Source organism: Williamsia sp. (assembly GCF_016462415.1).
GTDB lineage: Bacteria > Actinomycetota > Actinomycetes > Mycobacteriales > Mycobacteriaceae > Williamsia_A.
Genome location: NZ_JAEMTF010000004.1, coordinates 89762 through 104807, shown reverse-complemented (window position 1 = coordinate 104807; position 15046 = coordinate 89762). Strand labels below are relative to the sequence as shown.

The following is a 15046-nucleotide window of genomic DNA, read 5'->3' as shown; positions in this document are numbered from 1 at the left end:
CGCAAGCACGGCTTCGTCGAGGACGGCACCACGAACTGGTTCGAGCGTTGGCGGATCACCGAAAATCGAATGGTGCGCTGACGCGGGTCGTGCCGCGCAGGACGCCTGGCCGAATCCGCCCGGCGCCGCTACCGTTGACGACATGGCAGAACCTTCCGGAGAGGCGGCTGCGCCCTCCGGGACGCCGCTTCCCATGTTCCCGCTCGGCATGGCGTTGCTGCCCGGCGAGATCCTGCCGCTACAGATCTTCGAGCCGCGTTATCGCGAGATGCTCGCGGCCTGTCTCGAAGCCCCCGAACCCTCGTTCGGCGTCGTGCTGATCGCGCGGGGTCGAGAACTGGGTGGCGGCGACGAACGGCACATGGTCGCCACCGAGGCGACGATCGTCGAGCACCACATCAAGGAGGACGGCCGGGCGTTGCTCCGCTGCGTCGGCGCCGAGCGTCTGCGGGTGCAGGAGTGGCTGCCCGACGACCCCTACCCGATGGCCACGGTCGAGCCGTTTCCCGACGAGACCGTGACCGCCTTGGAAGAGGCGTCCCTCGAGTCCCTGTACGCCGAGGTCGCCGAGGACATCCGCGCCCTGTTCGAGCTGGTTCGTATGGCCGGACGTACCGAGGCGCAGTTCGACGACACCGTCTACGGCGACGTCGATCGGGCCTACCGATGGGCCGGCCAGGTGCCCCTGGGTCAGGCCGATCGGTACGCGATTCTCGCCGCGCCGTCGGCTCAGGAGCGGATCGGGGTGCTGGCCGAGGCCGTCGAGTCGGTGACCGCGGCCATCCAGTTCCAGCTGCTCGACTGATCCACCTGCCGAAGGGGTTGGCAAAATTGGAACCTGTTCTAGTATTGGTGTGACAGGGACCACGCCAACTGCACTGGAGCACCCAATGACCGACACCGTCGACACCGCCGCCCCCGACACCGCGGACACCGGCTCGTACGACTACGACAAGCTCTACATCGGCGGACGGTGGGAGGCACCGCACTCCACCGACGTGCTCGAGGTCTTCTCCCCCGCCACCGGGGTGCGCGTCGGCAGCGCTCCACACGGTGACGCCACCGACGTCGACACCGCCGTCGCCGCCGCCCGCGCGGCCTTCGACTCCGGCGTCTGGAGCGAGCGTCCGGCATCCGAGCGGGCCGATGTCCTCGACCGCGTCGCCGCCCTGATCGACGAACGCGGAGACGCCATCCAGGCACTCGTGTCGGCGGAGATGGGCGCCATGCCCAGTGACGTGGGCATGCTCCAGCAACTCCCCGGAACCGGCGTGCTCCGGGCGTACGCCACGGCGGCCCGCGATTATCCGTGGGTCGAGCACCGCACCGGCATCTTCGGGACGACGCGGATCGAGCGCGAGGCCGTCGGTGTGGTCGGCGCGATCACCGCGTGGAACGTCCCGCTGTTCCTGCTGTGCAACAAGGTCGGTCCGGCGTTGGCGGCGGGATGCTCGGTGGTGCTCAAACCGGCACCGGAGACGCCCATCAGCGCGCTCTACCTGATGGCCATCTTCGAGGAGGCGGGTGTTCCCGAGGGCGTGCTGTCGGTCGTGACCGGTGGCGTCGAGACCGGCAAGGCCCTGGTCGAGCACCCGGAGGTCGACAAGATCACCTTCACCGGGTCGACGGCCGCGGGCCGCGTCATCGGCGGACGCTGCGGCGAGCTGCTGAAGCGCTGCCAACTCGAACTCGGCGGCAAGTCGGCCGCCATCGTGCTCGACGACGCCAACCCGGCCGAGATCGCACCGATGCTCGCGTTCTTCGGCCTGTTCAACACCGGTCAGGCGTGCGTGGCCCAGACCCGCATCCTGGTCCCCCGGTCACGCCACGACGAGATCGTCAGCGCAATCGTCGACGCCGCGTCGGCCATGACCCCCGGGCTCCCCGGCGATCCCGAGGCACGACTCGGACCGATCATCACCGAGAACCAGCGGGACAAGATCGAGGGCTACATCCGCAGTGGCACCGAACAGGGGGCAACCCTGGCCCTGGACGGCGGCCGTCCCGAGGGGCTCGACTCGGGCTACTTCCTGAGCCCGACCGTGTTCACCGGCGTCACCAACGACATGACCATCGCCCAGGAGGAGATCTTCGGTCCGGTGCTCTCGATCATCGACTACGACACCGTCGACGAGGCCGTCGCCATCGCCAACGACTCGGAATACGGTCTGGCCGGCGCGATCTGGACCGCGGACGTGGAACGGGGCATCGAGCTCGCCGGCCGGATCCGTACCGGCACGATGGGCATCAACTTCTACGCCATCGACCCGGGCTCGCCGTTCGGCGGTTACAAGAACTCCGGGATCGGCCGCGAGAACGGCAAGGAGGGCCTGGAGTCCTACCTGGAGCACAAGTCGATCATCCTGCCCATGGGCTACACCCCACAGGTCTGATCCCCCCACTGTGCGCACGGGGTGAACACGTAGTTTGGGTACGACCATCGTCCCCGTCGAAAGTGATCCCCCGTGCGTCGCAGTCTGAAGATCTCGAGTTCCGTTCTGGCCCTGTGCGTGGCGGTGGGTCTCACTGCCGCATGCGGTGACTCCGACTCGTCGGACACATCGTCGTCGACGAGTTCCGCCGCCGTGGCGGCCGAGGGTGGGATCCCGGCGGTCACCGCGAACGCGACGGACCTGACGAAAGAACCCACCATCGCGGCCGGTGGCACCAACCCGCCGACCGAGCTGAAGACCGCCGACCTCGTTCCGGGCAACGGCAAGACCGCCGTCGCCAGCGACACCGTCAACGTCCGCTACACCGGCGTGCTGTACTCCGACGGCACCAAGTTCGACGCGTCCTGGAAGAGCGGCAGCGATCCGGTCGAGTTCCCGCTCAGCGGTGTCGTCCCGGGCTTCGCACAGGGCATCGTCGGCATGAAGATCGGCGGACGACGCGAGATCGTGATCCCGCCGGCACTCGGGTACGGCGACCAGACCAGCGGTCCGATCCCCGGCGGCTCCACTCTCGTCTTCGTGGTCGACCTCGTCAGCATCAGCTGAGTCACTCGACTCGCGTCAGGGCGCCGGTGCCGAGCTCGTGGGTACCGGCGCAACCGAGTTCTCGGAGGTGCCGGGCGCGGGGGGTGTGACACTCGGAGTCGCGGCCGTCGACGGCGCCGGTCCCAGATGCAGCTTGTCGCGCAGGGAGTTGTCGGTGATGACCTGGATGTCGTCGATGACCCACCGATCACCCGACTTGCGCATCGAGTACTGCACCCGACTGGGTTCGACGCGGACCAGCTCGGTCTGACCGCGGGTCACCGACTGGTTCATGAAGATCAGCACGACGGCACGGTCGCCGTTACTCGAGACGACGCCGGCTTCCTGGATCGACACCGCCGAGCGCACGTTCTGCTTCTTGACCTCGGCCGACAGGTCGCTGCTCGCCATGATGCCGTCGTAGGTCGTGCGCGCATTCCCGACGAGCGCGGCTTTCGCCTGCGCCACGTTCTTGTCGACATCAGCCGGGGTGAAGCCGAACATCACCGAGGCGTAGCGCTTTCCGGCGTCCAGCGCCGCGGAGCGGGCGTCCTCGTCGGAGCTGGATCCGGCGTAGCGCAGACCGAGGACGGTCGCGGCGACCGCAGCCGCCAGGAGCAGCACCACCATCACGGCACCGACGATGCGGACACGCGTGGACTTCCAGACGCTCGTCGAGGCGGCCATCACGTGACCCACTCGATGTCGGTCATCTTCATGTCCCCGTTGATCATCGTGATGGACATCTTCCACCGGAACGTCTGCACCACCGGCCCCTGATCAGCCGGGGGTGGCGTGGCCCCCGCGGCCGGCGGCGGGGTGTTCATCGTCCAGCCCGACACCAACATCACCGTCGCCGAGTCGGCGTCGCTGTCGACGACCGCGTCGGACAGGATCGTCCCCTTCGTGGTGACCCCCTGCGACTTCACGAGGTCGGTGGTCTGCTGCAACGACTGCTGCAGCTGCTCGAGCGCCTTGCCGCTGGTCTTGGTCTCGAAGGTGTTGGTCACCTGGTCGATCGTGGTGGGGCTCAACGACGTCAGGTTCACGATCATCTGACGCGCGAACGCCGAGTACTGCGCGCGCTGCGCTGCGCGATCGTCGATCCGGTTGGTGCCCATGGCGAACAGCACCGAGGCCACCACCAGTCCGACGACGAGCACGCCCGCGACGACAGCCGCGAGGGCGACACCGAGACGAGAACGGTCCGCTCTCTTCTTGACCACCCGTCCGCCGTCGGCGCCCGGCGACCCCGCGCGACGACGCTCGCGGTAGGACATCGCGGCACCGGACCGTTGCGGCGAGGCCTCCGGTGACGTGGCGTCCCCGGCGTCGGTCGGTGAGTTCTTCTGCAGATCAACCGGTTCGGGCTGCTCGGCGACCGGCGACGGCTTCGGCTTCGCGCGACGGATCTGCTTGATCGGTGCCGTCTTCCGCGGGACCGGCTGGTTCGCGCGCGGGCCGGTGGGCACCGAGATGGGCCGTGCCGCGGTCCCGTCGCCCGCCGGTGGGCCGGCCGGCCGGCGGACACGACGGCGCGCGGAACCCCGCGGCACCGACTTCGCGACGTCCGGCGTCACTTCACTGTTCCCGTGATCAGGCCCTGCCATGTGGCGGTTCCTCCTTGCGCGGCGCCGTCTGCGGACCCGACGTTGTAGGTCTTGCCGTCCGGCCCGATCGCATCCCCCGACACCGGATCGTACGCCGCGCCGTAGACCGCGGGCGTTCCGTCGAACGACGACGGGGTGGCCGGCGTGAGCTGACCGTTGGGCAGGTTCTGCACTCCGGGCAGGCCCTGCGGGAACGGAACGTTCTCGGCCAGCGGCTTGTAGCCGGTCGCACACTCGGCCGGGGTGGCCGCCCGGCGACCCGGGAACTCCGCACACGGGAAGTTCCGGGCCCCGCGTACGCCGACGTTGGAGTCCTGCGGGACCCGACAGAGCAGTCCGGGCGGCAGGTCCCGCGCGGTCGTCACCGACGCCGGGCGTCGCTCCGACGCGGGCAGGAAGCCCACCGTGCACGTACCGGGGTCCTGGAATCCCAGCGCGAAGTCGACATTGGCGCCCTTGCGCGGATCCTCGGTGTTGATCGCGGTGATGAGGGCCTGGATCAGTCGCGGGTAGAGCACCATGACCTGCTGCAAATTCGGCAGGTACACCGCCAGGGTCCGACCCGCGGTGGCGAGGTTGTCGAACAGCAGCGGCAGCGTCTGGTCCATCGACGCGAACAGTTCCTGCGCCTGGTTCGCCGTGCCGGGGCCCTTGCTGAGGATGTCGCGCAGTTCCGGGTCGTTGGCCCGGATCTGGTCGGTCACCTGCGCCACGTTCGACGTCCACTGTCGGATCGCGCCGACCGTCGCGGTCTGTGTCTCCAGCAGCGGCGCGGCCTGTTCGATCAGTGCGACCGTCTGATCGGAGTTCTTGTTGGCCTCGTCGGCGAACAGGGTGAGCGAGTCGAGCAGACGCTGCAGGTCCTCACCGGAGCCGTTGAACGCGTTGAACGCCTCGTTCATCACCCGCCGCAGCTTGGTGGACTGCACCTTGGCGAGCAGCGCGTTGGTCTGGTCGAGCAGGGTCGAGACCTCCACCGGCACAGTGCCGTTGCGGACCACCGATCCGTTCACCAGGTTGCCGCGGTCGCTGCTGTCCGGGTTGGGGGTGAACTGCACGAACTGCTCGCCGACGGCGGAGACGCTCTGCACCGACGCACTCGACGACTGCGGGATCTTGCGGTCGCTGTCGATGGACAGCGTGGCCCGGACACCGGCCGAGGTCAACGTGACCGACTCGACCTTGCCGACCGTGACGCCGCGGTAGGTGACGTTGGCGTTCTGGTAGATCCCGCCGGTGCTCGGCAGGTCCACCTTCACCGTGTACCGACCGACCCCGAACAGTGCCGGGACCTGGATGTAGAAGATGCCGACCGCGACCAGGGAGACCACGGTGACGATCGAGAAGATGATCAGCTGGATGCGGACGAAGCGGGAGATGGTCATCGGCCCGCCTTCGGTGTGGTGGTCTTCGGCGCGGCGGTTCTCGGTGTGGCGGATTTCGGTGTGGTCGTCGTCGGAGCCTTCGTGGCGGCGGCGCCGTCGTCCCCATCGGTCAGCGGTGCGGTGAACGGGTTGGCCCCACGCTTGGCGGCACCCGCCGAGGTGCCCAGTACCGCCTCGGGTCCGTAGACGGCGGCGGGCGCACCCGCTCCCAGGCTCGCGAAGGCACCGCGGCCGAGTCGGCCGTTCGTCAGGTCCAGGTTGATGACCGCGTTCACGTAGTCGCCCTTCACGATCTTGGGGATCACCGACTCCGCGAACGGGAACGTCACGAGGATGTTCAGCGACTGCGTCAGCGACGTCCCGCTGTCCTGGAGTTGGTCGAGGACCGGCGACAGGTTCCGCACGATCGTCTCGATGTTCTCGCCGTTGGCCTGCAGGATGTCGTCGGTCGTCCGGCTCAGGCGGCCCACCGAGGCCAGCGCATCGGTCAGGTTCACCCGCTGATCGACCAGGAGTTTGAGGATCTTGGGTCCGTCGTCGAGTGCGCGCTCGATGGTCGGCGACTGCTCGTTGAAGTTGCGGCTCAACCGGTCCAGACCCTCGACGGCCGAGATGATGTTCGCCCGTTGCTTGTCCAGGTCCGACACGAGGGTGTTCAGACGCGGGACGAGGTTGCGGATGACGTCCTGCCTGCCGGCCAGGGTGTCGTTGAGCTCGTGGACGACGTCACCGATCTGCGACAACCCACCGCCGTTGAGGACCACCGACAGTGAGCTCAGCACCTGCTCGACCGTGGGATAGGTGCACTGCGCCACCTGCTGCGCGGAGTTGATGTCGGCCACCGGGGTGACATTCGACGGGGTCTCGATGTTGTCCTGCTCCGGGCAGGCTGTCAGCGGGATCTCCTGCCCGGCCTTCATCATCCCGCCGGTGGGCTTGTCCGGCTGGACCACCTGCAGGTTGAGCGAACCGAGCACGCTGGTGAGCCCGACCATCACGTGCGACCCGTTGGGCACCTGCGTGCCCTTGTCCAGGCGGATGGTGACGAGCGCCTTCCAGTTGCGCACCGAGATCTTGCCGACGCTGCCCACGGTCGCGTCGTTCATCAGCACCGGCGCGTTCTGCACCAGGTTCGCGGCGTTGGGGATGAGCGCGGTGATCTCGTAGGACCCGTCGCCCGTCCCTTGCGCGCCCGGGACCGGCAGCGAGTTGAGGCCCTGGAACCCACACCCCGACACCGTGAGGACGGCCGCCGACATCGCCGCCACCGCGATGGTGCGCGGACGCCGCATCACAACCGACACCCGGCGCATCAGTTCTGACCCCCGAACGGCACGAGGAGGTTGGCCAGTCCGACGTTGCCACCGTAGGACTTCCGGGTCTGCGCGTCCTGGTCGACGATGCCCTGCTTGGCCCGCGCCCGGACGCTCGAGTCCTGGTACTGGATCTGGTTGGACCGGGCGTTGATGCCGGTCACCGGGTTGATCAGTGCCGGTGGGTAGTTGACCGAGATCGTCGAGATGATCGGGCCGAGGATGTCGACGCACTTGGAGACATCGGCCTGACCGGTGCCGGGTCGGTCGTTGGCGGCCAAGGTGCCGCACAGGAGGTCGATGAGGTTACCGAACTGGCCGAGACCGAAGATGCCGCTCAGCGACCCCGTCAACGGGTTGTAGATGTTGTAGAAGTTGCTCAGCTGCGTGGGCGCGGAGTGCAGCAGATCGCGGATCTGTGAGTCCTTCTGCGCGAGAGTCGAGGTGACGTCGGAGAGGCGCTGCACCGACTCGGTGAGCGACTTGCCGTTGGTGTCGATGAAGTTCTTCACGTCGGTCAGCGCCGAATCCAGGTTCGTCAGAGCACCGTTGAGGTTCTCGGTGTTGTCGGCCAACACCTGACTCACCGAGGCGATCCGCCCGTTGAACTGCACCAGTTCCTCGTGGCTCTTCTCCAACGCGCCGGTCAGCGACTGGAGGTTCCGGATGGTGCCGAAGAGGTCACCACGGTTGTCGGCCAACGTCGCCGACAGATCCGACAACTGCTTCACCGACTCGCGGATGGCGGCACCGTTGCCGTTGAGGTTCGCGTCGGCGGTGTCGACGAGGCGCGCGACCGATCCCTCGTCGGCGCCCTTGGGGCCCACCGCGGCGGTGAGGCGGGTCAGTTCCTTCTTGATGTCGTCCCATTCCACCGGCACCGCGGTGCGGTCCATCGGGATGTCTGCGCCCGACGCCAACTGTGGGCCGTTCGAATAGACAGGCGAGAGCTGGATGAAGCGGCCCGAGACCAGGCTCTGGGCGACGATGACCGCGGAGACGTCGCGCGGGACGTCGGTGTCGCGGTCCACCTCGAACGCGACCTTCACATCCGCCGAGCGTGGGGTCACCGAGCTCACCGTGCCGACATCGACTCCCAGAACCCGCACCGGGTCACCGGGATAGAGCCCGTTCACGGCGGTGAAGTAGGCGGTGTAGCTCTTGTAGACGGCCTTCTGATAGCCGAGGTAGGCGACCACGACCACCACGATCACCAGCAGCACGGCGATGATCACCTGCCACGTCCGCTTGCCGATCCGTGCCATCACCGGCCCCCGCTTCCGTCTCTGGGTGAGCCGACCTCGGGGATCGAGCGGTCGGGATCGCTCTCCTGATCGGGACGCAGGAACACCTTCGGGGGGAGCAGGCCGGTGTAGCTCAGGGCCTTGGCCGCCTCGGGGTACTTCTGCTGCAACAGGTTCAGGAACACCGACGTGTAGTCGCCGAACGTCGGGACACCGACGAGCGAGGAGAAGTACGGACCGCTGGCCACCGCCTCACCGAGCACGTTGGCGTAGGGACCCAGGCGATCCAGGGTCTGCTTCAGGTTGTCGGAGTTGTCCTGCAGGATTTTCAGCACCCGGTTGAGCTTGCCGAGCACCGGGGTGAGCTGGGCGTTGTTGTCGGCGATGAAACCGCTCAACTCGGCGGTGACGTCCTTGATGCCGACGATGAGTTGTCCGACGGCGAACCGGCGGGCCTGCAGTTCACCCAGGAGCGAGTTGGCGTCGACGAGCAGCGAGTTGATCTGACCGCTGCGCTTGGCGATCACGTCGGTGACGCCCTTGGCGCGTGACAGCAGCAAGGTCAAGGCGTCGTCGCGGTCGGCGATCGACTTCGACAGGCGCGCAACCCCGTCGACCGCACCCCGCACCTCGCGCGGGGTCCCGGCGAACGTCGCCGAGAGCGTGTTCAACGCGTCGTTGAGCTGGCCGGTGTCGGTCTCGGCGATCGAGGTCGTGGTGTCGTCGAGGGCGTCGGTGAGCGAGTACGGCGAGATGGTGTTGCGGTTCGGGATCGAGTCGCCGGGCGTGAGGCGTCCACTGCCCCGCGGGGTCAACGTCAAGTTCCGTCGACCGAGGACCGTCTCGGTCTTGATCGAGGCCTGGCTCTCGGTACCGACCACGACGGTGTCGTTCATCGAGAACGTGATCTTGGCCTTGGTCCCCGCGTCCGTCTTCGCCAGGCCGATGCCCTTGACGGTTCCGATGGTGACACCCGAGACCACCACGACGTCACCGTCTTTCAGTCCGCCGGCGTCGTCGAAGTAGGTGGTGTAGATGCTGCCGTCCGACAGGTACGGCAGCTTGTCGACCTGCAGGGCGACGATGACGACGAGCGTCGTCACCAGGACACCGATGATGCCGATCTGGGCGCGCGTGCGTTCGCCGCGGCCTTCGCTGCGCGCGGTGTCGGCGGTCGCCGACGCGGGGTTCGGGGCGCGTCGGCCCCGCAAGAAGTCACTGATGGAGGCCATCATCTCGGGGTCGCACACCTCCCGCCCGGGTTGACGTTGTTGCCGGTGTCGTCGAGGGATCGGTAGACGATCTCCTTGTGGTCCGGTCCGGTGAAGTAGATGTCGACGCGGCACAGCCAGATCTGCAGCCACGCACCGTAACTGCCGAGGTTGCTCAGCGCCTTGAAGTCACTCGGGAAGCGTTGCAGCAGACCACGCACGAACGGCTCGTCGCCGAGCACCTGGTCGGACACCTGGCCGGTCCTGGTGACGATGTTCTTCAGATCCGGGCGGGTGGTGTCGAGCAGTCCGGCGAGGTCGTTGGTCAGCTGCGAGGTGTTGGTCACCGCGGCGCCGATCGAGTCCTTCTGGGATGCGAGCCCGGAGATCAACTGCTGCAGCCGGTCGAGGGAGGTGTCGAAGCCCGCCTTGTCGGCGTCGATCGTCTTCAGGGTGCCGTTGAGGTTGTCGATGACCTCGCCGATGAGCTGATCGCGGTCGGCGATGGTGTTGGTGAACGACGCCGTGCTCCGCAGCAACTGGGTCAGGGCGGGTCCCTGACCCTGGAACACCTGGATCAGTGACGACGACAGCTCGTTGACCTCGGCAGGGTTCAGGGTCTTGAACAGCGGCTTGAACCCGCCGAGCAGCTTGTCGAGGTCGAGCGCCGGCTCGGTCTGCGACTCGGGGATGGTGCCGCCGTCGGACAGGAAGGCACCCGGTTCCCCGGTGCCCTCGGCGATCTCGACGAACCGGTCGCCGGTCAGGTTCTCGTAGCGGATCATCGCGCGCACCGACTTCGGCAGTCGGTACTGACGGTCCACGCTGAAGTCGACGGTCGCGGTGTTCGACCGCGTCAGCGACACCCCGCCGACCGTGCCGACCTCGACACCGGCGATGCGCACCTTGCTGCCCGACTTCAGCTGCGAGGCGTTGGCGAACGTGGCCTTGTACTCGTTCGTGGATCCCGAGCGGTACTGGCTGAACACCACCACGAGGGCCACGAAGATCAGCACCATCACCACCGCGAAGCTGCCCAACTTGATCGACGTGTTCCGGAATGCCCGTGATCGGGCCGTCGACCTAGCCACGGGGTGCCGGTCCGAACATGATCTGGAAGAGCTTGCGCGGGTCGGCCTTCGGGGTGGTGCGCGGCTGGTAGGGCTGCGGGGCGGTGTCGCCCACGTAGAACGGCGCGTGGGTGGTCTCGTTGATGTCGGACAGTCCGAGGGCGCAGGTCGGCGGCCCCTGGACGTTCACCTTGGGCAGGTCCTCGGGGTAGCGGTAGGGCTCCTTGCCGGGCAGGACACCGGCGTTGAGCGAGATGTAGCCGGTCTTGTCACCGAAGATCGGGAGCGCCTTCTTGCCCGCGCCCGCGGTCGCCTTGAGGAAGCAGCTCAGCCCCGGCGCGTAGTACCCCAGCAGCTGCGACACCGGATCGAGGTTCGACAGTGCCGTCATCACGGTCTGCTTCTTCGGGGCGATGATCCCGTTGACCGTGTTGGCCAGTCCGGTCGTGTTCACCAGCAGCGCATCGAGATTCGAGGAGTTGTCGACGAGGGTGTTGCCCGTGCGGGTGAAGTTGTCGACGACCCGGGACAGATCCGGGAAGACATCGGCGTAGACGTTGGTGACCGTGGCGGTGGCGTCGACGGTCCGATTGAGGTCGTCGAGCACCGGATTGGTGCGCCCCAACAGGGTCGAGAGGTCCTCGAGCCCCTTGCCGATCTGATCGCCGCGGCCCGACAACGCGGTGTCGAGGGCGCCGAGCGTCGCGTTGAGCTTGTCCGGCTGCACCTGGGCCAGGACATCGACCAGACGCTGGAACACCGTGTTGAGCTCGACCTGCACCCGGTCGGCGGAGATCGAGCCGCCGGAACGCAGACGCGCCGTCGACGGGTCGGCGGGGATGTCCAGATCGACCGACTTCGCACCGAACACCGTGTTGGAGCGGATCTGCGCGGTGACGTTGGCCGGCACGCGGCGGAGCTGGTCGCTGTCCATGTTGAGCTTGAGCTCCACGCGATCGCCGTCGGACTCGATGCTCGCGACACGGCCGATGACCACGCCGCGCAGCCGCACCTTGGCGTCGGCGTTCATCACCAGACCCGCCCGATCGGCGGTGAGCGTCACCGGCGAGGTGTCGCGGAAGCTGCCGGAGAACTGCATCACCGCAAGGGTGAACACGATGACGATCGCGGCGACCATACCGGTGGCGGCGAGCTTCTTGCTCAGACTGGAGCGTTCTGTTCTCATCTTCTGGCCTACCCCGAGAGGTTGAATTTCCCGTCGGCGCCATAGATGGCGAGGGACAGCAGCAGGGTGATGACGACGACCACGACCAGCGAGGTCCGCACGGCGTTGCCGACCGCGATGCCGACGCCGACCGGGCCGCCGGAGGCGTTGTAGCCGTAGTAGGTGTGGATCATCATGACCGCCACGGCCATACAGATCGCCTGCACGAACGACCACAGGATGTCCGAGGGTATGAGGAAGGTGTTGAAGTAGTGGTCGTAGACGCCGGATGACTGGCCGTATATCAGCACCGTCGCGAAACGACTGGCCAGGAACGAGGCGACCGAGGCCAGCGCGTAGAGCGGGATGATCGCGATGAGGCCGGCGACGATGCGCGTGCTCACCAGATACGGGATCGACGAGATCGCCATCGACTCCAGGGCGTCGATCTCCTCGCTGACGCGCATGGCGCCGAGCTGGGCGGTCGCGCCGGCGCCGATGGTGGCGGCCAGCGCGATCCCGGAGATGACGGGTACCGCGATGCGGACGTTGATGAAGGCCGAGAAGAATCCGGTCAGGACCTCGACGCCGATGTTCGACAGCGAGCTGTAGCCCTGCACGGCGATGGTGCCGCCGGTGAACAGGGTCAGGAACCCGACCACGACGACGGTGCCGCCGATCATGGCCAGTGCACCGGTGCCCATGCTGATCTCGGCGATCAGGCGCAGCGTCTCCCGCTTGTAGGCGCGGACCGCCCGGGGGATGTTGATGAGGCTGTCCCAGTAGAAGAACGCCTGGTCACCGATACGGTTCCATTCCGAGCTCACGCGGCCCGCCGAACGGGCGGTGCGGATTCGGACGCTGGAGGGAACGGGTACGACCATGACTCAGCCGCCCGTCGCTTTGAGACCGACCGCCGTGACGACGACGTTGACGACGAACAGCGCCATGAAGGAGTAGACGACCGTCTCGTTGACCGCGTCACCGACACCCTTCGCACCACCCTTGACGTTCAGACCGCGATAGCAGCCGACCAACCCCGCGAACAGGCCGAACAGTGCGGCCTTGATCATCGAGATCATCAACTCACCGAACCCCGTGAGCAGGGTGAGGTTGGCGATGAACGCGCCGGGGTTGACGTCTTGGAGATAGACCGAGAAGACGAAGCCGCCGCCGAGACCGATCGTGCACACGAGGCTGTTGAGAAGGATAGCGACGCCGGTCGACGCGATCACCCGGGGCACCACGAGTCGGTGGATGGGGTCGATGCCGAGAACCTTGAGGGCGTCGATCTCCTCGCGGATGGTCCGGGCGCCGAGGTCGGCACAGATGGCCGTGGCACCCGCGCCTGCGACGATCAGCACGGTGACGATCGGACCGATCTGGGTGATGGTGCCCAGGGCGGCGCCGGCGCCGGACAGGTCCTGCGCACCGATCTCGCGCAGCAGGATGTTGAGCGTGAAACTCACCAGGACGGTGAACGGGATGGCGACCAGGACCGTGGGGACCATCGACACCCGCGCGATGGCCCAGGACTGCTCGATGGTCTCGCGGGCCTGGAACGGACGGCGCGGTAGTTCACGTGCTGTCGCCACGGCCAGTGCGACGAAATCGCCGACGCCCTCGAAGGGAGCCGTAAGGCGAACGTTCACCGACTCTCCTCACGCAACGGTGCACAACGGACCACACGCCCGGCCGGTCCCGCACCGCCTGGATTGAAGCGACTATAACGTGTTCTATTTTCTCTCACGGCCGTTTCGCCGATTGCGTCCGCGATACCCCTGGCCTGCGACGATTCGCGAACCAAGGAAACCTACCATGCGTCCAGTTGGTGGAGAAGGTCATCAGGCGAGAGCATCCGATGCGGAGAAGGTCACTGCTGCGTCGCGGGACTCGAAGTAACCGCCGAGTCGATCGGCCAGCGCGTCATGATCCCACTGCTCGCCAGGTGCGACGAAGGTCTCGGCGACGGCGGGCGCGGCCATCAGCGTGACCTTCGGGCCGTAGACCACGAAGACCTGCCCCGACACCGCGGCCGAGGCCGGACCGGCGAGGAACCGGACGAGGCTGACGACGTGATCGGTCGACAGCGGGTCGACCTCACCCTCGGGCGCCTCGCCGAAGACCGCGGCGGTCATCGCGGTGCGCGCGCGCGGGCAGATCGCGTTCGCGGTCGGTCCGTAGCGGCTCAGCACCCGCGAGGCCGAGAGCGTCAGCGAGGTGATGCCCGCCTTGGCGGCGCCATAGTTCGCCTGCCCCTCCGGCCCGAGCAGGCCGGCCTCCGACGAGGTGTTGATCAGCCGGCCGAACACCGGGGCGCCGGTCTCCTTGGACAGCGTCCGCCAGTGCGCGGCAGCATTGCGGTTGAGCAGGAAGTGCCCGCGCAGATGGACGCGGATGACGAGGTCCCACTCGTCGTCGCTCATGTTGAACAGCATCCGGTCGCGGACGACGCCGGCGTTGCTCATCACGACGTCGAGGCTCCCGTGGTCGTCGACCGCGGTGCGCATCAGCTCGGTCGCGACGGCCGAGTCGGAGATGTCGCCGGCGACGGTGACCGCCTTCGAACCGCGGGCGGTGATCTCGTCGACCACATCGCTCGCGTCGAGGGCGCTCGCGAGATCGTTCACGACAACCGTCGCCCCGGACTCGGCGAGTCCGATCGCCTCGGCGCGACCGAGACCGGCCGCCGCGCCGGTCACGATCGCGACCCGCCCCTCGAGATCTCCGTTGCCCGAGCTCACCGACACGTCCGTCACCTCTCGTCACACCCTGGAACAGGTTCCAACCTGGCTGGTTCTGGATAGAACCTGTTCTAATTCCGGTGAGATGTCAAGTCTCGCCGCCGGCTGCGCGGAGAGGGCGTCAGGAGGTCGGCGTCACTCGATGGAGAGGGCCGCCTTCGGGCAGTTGGCCACCACCTGGCGCATCTCCTCGAGGCGGTCCTCGGGGACCTCCTCCTGCAGAATCACCAGGTAATCGTTGTCGTCGAGGTCGAAAACATCGGGCGCCATGCCGACGCAGATCGCATTGGACTCGCAGAGGTCGAAATCAGCTTTGATGCGCATGC

Annotated in this window: 15 protein-coding genes; 3 read left to right on the top strand and 12 right to left on the bottom strand. The window is 67.2% G+C overall.

From position 1 onward, the window contains the following. The first annotated feature begins 142 nt into the window (after positions 1-142). From JHC79_RS02195 to JHC79_RS02185, 3 genes are all read left to right on the top strand, one after another. On the top strand, positions 143-805 hold the full coding sequence (locus tag JHC79_RS02195) for an LON peptidase substrate-binding domain-containing protein (protein ID WP_296388219.1): 663 nt from the start codon (positions 143-145) through the stop codon (positions 803-805). 85 nt (positions 806-890) lie between these two features. Beyond that, entirely contained in the window at positions 891-2393 is a 1503-nt protein-coding gene (locus tag JHC79_RS02190) for an aldehyde dehydrogenase (RefSeq protein ID WP_296388218.1), read from the top strand. A 72-nt stretch (positions 2394-2465) separates the two neighbouring features. Continuing rightward, positions 2466-2999, top strand: a complete 534-nt coding sequence (locus JHC79_RS02185; protein WP_296388217.1) for an FKBP-type peptidyl-prolyl cis-trans isomerase — start codon at positions 2466-2468, stop codon at positions 2997-2999. Between the two features lie 15 nt (positions 3000-3014). On the opposite strand, the gene JHC79_RS02180 is transcribed toward JHC79_RS02185, so the two are convergent. The 12 genes from JHC79_RS02180 to JHC79_RS02125 all read right to left on the bottom strand — a co-directional run bounded on the left by JHC79_RS02180 (position 3015) and on the right by JHC79_RS02125 (position 15044). Then, a complete protein-coding gene (locus JHC79_RS02180; RefSeq protein ID WP_296388216.1) occupies positions 3015-3665 on the bottom strand; it encodes a hypothetical protein in 651 nt (216 codons plus the stop codon). After that, positions 3665-4588 carry a hypothetical protein gene (locus tag JHC79_RS02175; RefSeq protein ID WP_296388215.1) on the bottom strand — a complete coding sequence of 308 codons (924 nt, stop codon included), beginning with the start codon at positions 4586-4588 and terminating at the stop codon, positions 3665-3667. The genes JHC79_RS02180 and JHC79_RS02175 overlap by 1 nt, the downstream gene beginning before the upstream one ends. Continuing rightward, positions 4555-5973 (bottom strand): MCE family protein, encoded by a 1419-nt coding sequence (locus JHC79_RS02170; protein WP_296388214.1) that lies wholly within the window; start codon positions 5971-5973, stop codon positions 4555-4557. The genes JHC79_RS02175 and JHC79_RS02170 overlap by 34 nt, the downstream gene beginning before the upstream one ends. Continuing rightward, the gene (locus JHC79_RS02165; protein ID WP_296388238.1) at positions 5970-7265 is read right to left on the bottom strand and encodes an MCE family protein; all 1296 of its coding nucleotides are present in this window, start codon (positions 7263-7265) and stop codon (positions 5970-5972) included. Before JHC79_RS02165 ends, JHC79_RS02170 begins: the two co-directional genes overlap by 4 nt. 20 nt (positions 7266-7285) lie before the next feature. Further along, the gene (locus tag JHC79_RS02160; protein ID WP_296388237.1) at positions 7286-8551 is read right to left on the bottom strand and encodes an MCE family protein; all 1266 of its coding nucleotides are present in this window, start codon (positions 8549-8551) and stop codon (positions 7286-7288) included. Then, on the bottom strand, positions 8551-9762 hold the full coding sequence (locus tag JHC79_RS02155) for an MCE family protein (RefSeq protein ID WP_296388236.1): 1212 nt from the start codon (positions 9760-9762) through the stop codon (positions 8551-8553). Before JHC79_RS02155 ends, JHC79_RS02160 begins: the two co-directional genes overlap by 1 nt. Further along, positions 9762-10832: an MCE family protein gene (locus JHC79_RS02150; RefSeq protein ID WP_296388213.1), complete on the bottom strand. Its 1071-nt coding sequence runs from the start codon at positions 10830-10832 to the stop codon at positions 9762-9764. Before JHC79_RS02150 ends, JHC79_RS02155 begins: the two co-directional genes overlap by 1 nt. Then, complete coding sequence (locus tag JHC79_RS02145) at positions 10825-11949, bottom strand: MCE family protein (protein ID WP_296388235.1); 1125 nt, start codon at positions 11947-11949, stop codon at positions 10825-10827. The genes JHC79_RS02150 and JHC79_RS02145 overlap by 8 nt, the downstream gene beginning before the upstream one ends. Before the next feature lie 56 nt (positions 11950-12005). After that, a complete protein-coding gene (locus JHC79_RS02140; RefSeq protein WP_188488729.1) occupies positions 12006-12860 on the bottom strand; it encodes an ABC transporter permease in 855 nt (284 codons plus the stop codon). A 3-nt stretch (positions 12861-12863) separates the two neighbouring features. Continuing rightward, positions 12864-13628 (bottom strand): ABC transporter permease, encoded by a 765-nt coding sequence (locus JHC79_RS02135; protein ID WP_253661667.1) that lies wholly within the window; start codon positions 13626-13628, stop codon positions 12864-12866. 192 nt (positions 13629-13820) lie between these two features. After that, the gene (locus tag JHC79_RS02130; RefSeq protein WP_296388212.1) at positions 13821-14726 is read right to left on the bottom strand and encodes a 3-oxoacyl-ACP reductase; all 906 of its coding nucleotides are present in this window, start codon (positions 14724-14726) and stop codon (positions 13821-13823) included. A gap of 129 nt (positions 14727-14855) precedes the next feature. Further along, on the bottom strand, positions 14856-15044 hold the full coding sequence (locus JHC79_RS02125) for a ferredoxin (protein WP_188488725.1): 189 nt from the start codon (positions 15042-15044) through the stop codon (positions 14856-14858). Between the last annotated feature and the right edge of the window lie 2 nt (positions 15045-15046).

Coding starts and splice junctions, on each gene's coding strand:
- JHC79_RS02195 (WP_296388219.1), top strand. CDS start 143: ATGGCAGAACCTTCCGGAGAGGCGGCTGCGCCCTCCGGGACGCCGCTT.
- JHC79_RS02190 (WP_296388218.1), top strand. CDS start 891: ATGACCGACACCGTCGACACCGCCGCCCCCGACACCGCGGACACCGGC.
- JHC79_RS02180 (WP_296388216.1), bottom strand. CDS start 3,665: ATGGCCGCCTCGACGAGCGTCTGGAAGTCCACGCGTGTCCGCATCGTC.
- JHC79_RS02175 (WP_296388215.1), bottom strand. CDS start 4,588: ATGGCAGGGCCTGATCACGGGAACAGTGAAGTGACGCCGGACGTCGCG.
- JHC79_RS02170 (WP_296388214.1), bottom strand. CDS start 5,973: ATGACCATCTCCCGCTTCGTCCGCATCCAGCTGATCATCTTCTCGATC.
- JHC79_RS02165 (WP_296388238.1), bottom strand. CDS start 7,265: ATGCGGCGTCCGCGCACCATCGCGGTGGCGGCGATGTCGGCGGCCGTC.
- JHC79_RS02160 (WP_296388237.1), bottom strand. CDS start 8,551: ATGGCACGGATCGGCAAGCGGACGTGGCAGGTGATCATCGCCGTGCTG.
- JHC79_RS02155 (WP_296388236.1), bottom strand. CDS start 9,762: ATGGCCTCCATCAGTGACTTCTTGCGGGGCCGACGCGCCCCGAACCCC.
- JHC79_RS02145 (WP_296388235.1), bottom strand. CDS start 11,949: ATGGTCGCCGCGATCGTCATCGTGTTCACCCTTGCGGTGATGCAGTTC.
- JHC79_RS02140 (WP_188488729.1), bottom strand. CDS start 12,860: ATGGTCGTACCCGTTCCCTCCAGCGTCCGAATCCGCACCGCCCGTTCG.
- JHC79_RS02125 (WP_188488725.1), bottom strand. CDS start 15,044: ATGCGCATCAAAGCTGATTTCGACCTCTGCGAGTCCAATGCGATCTGC.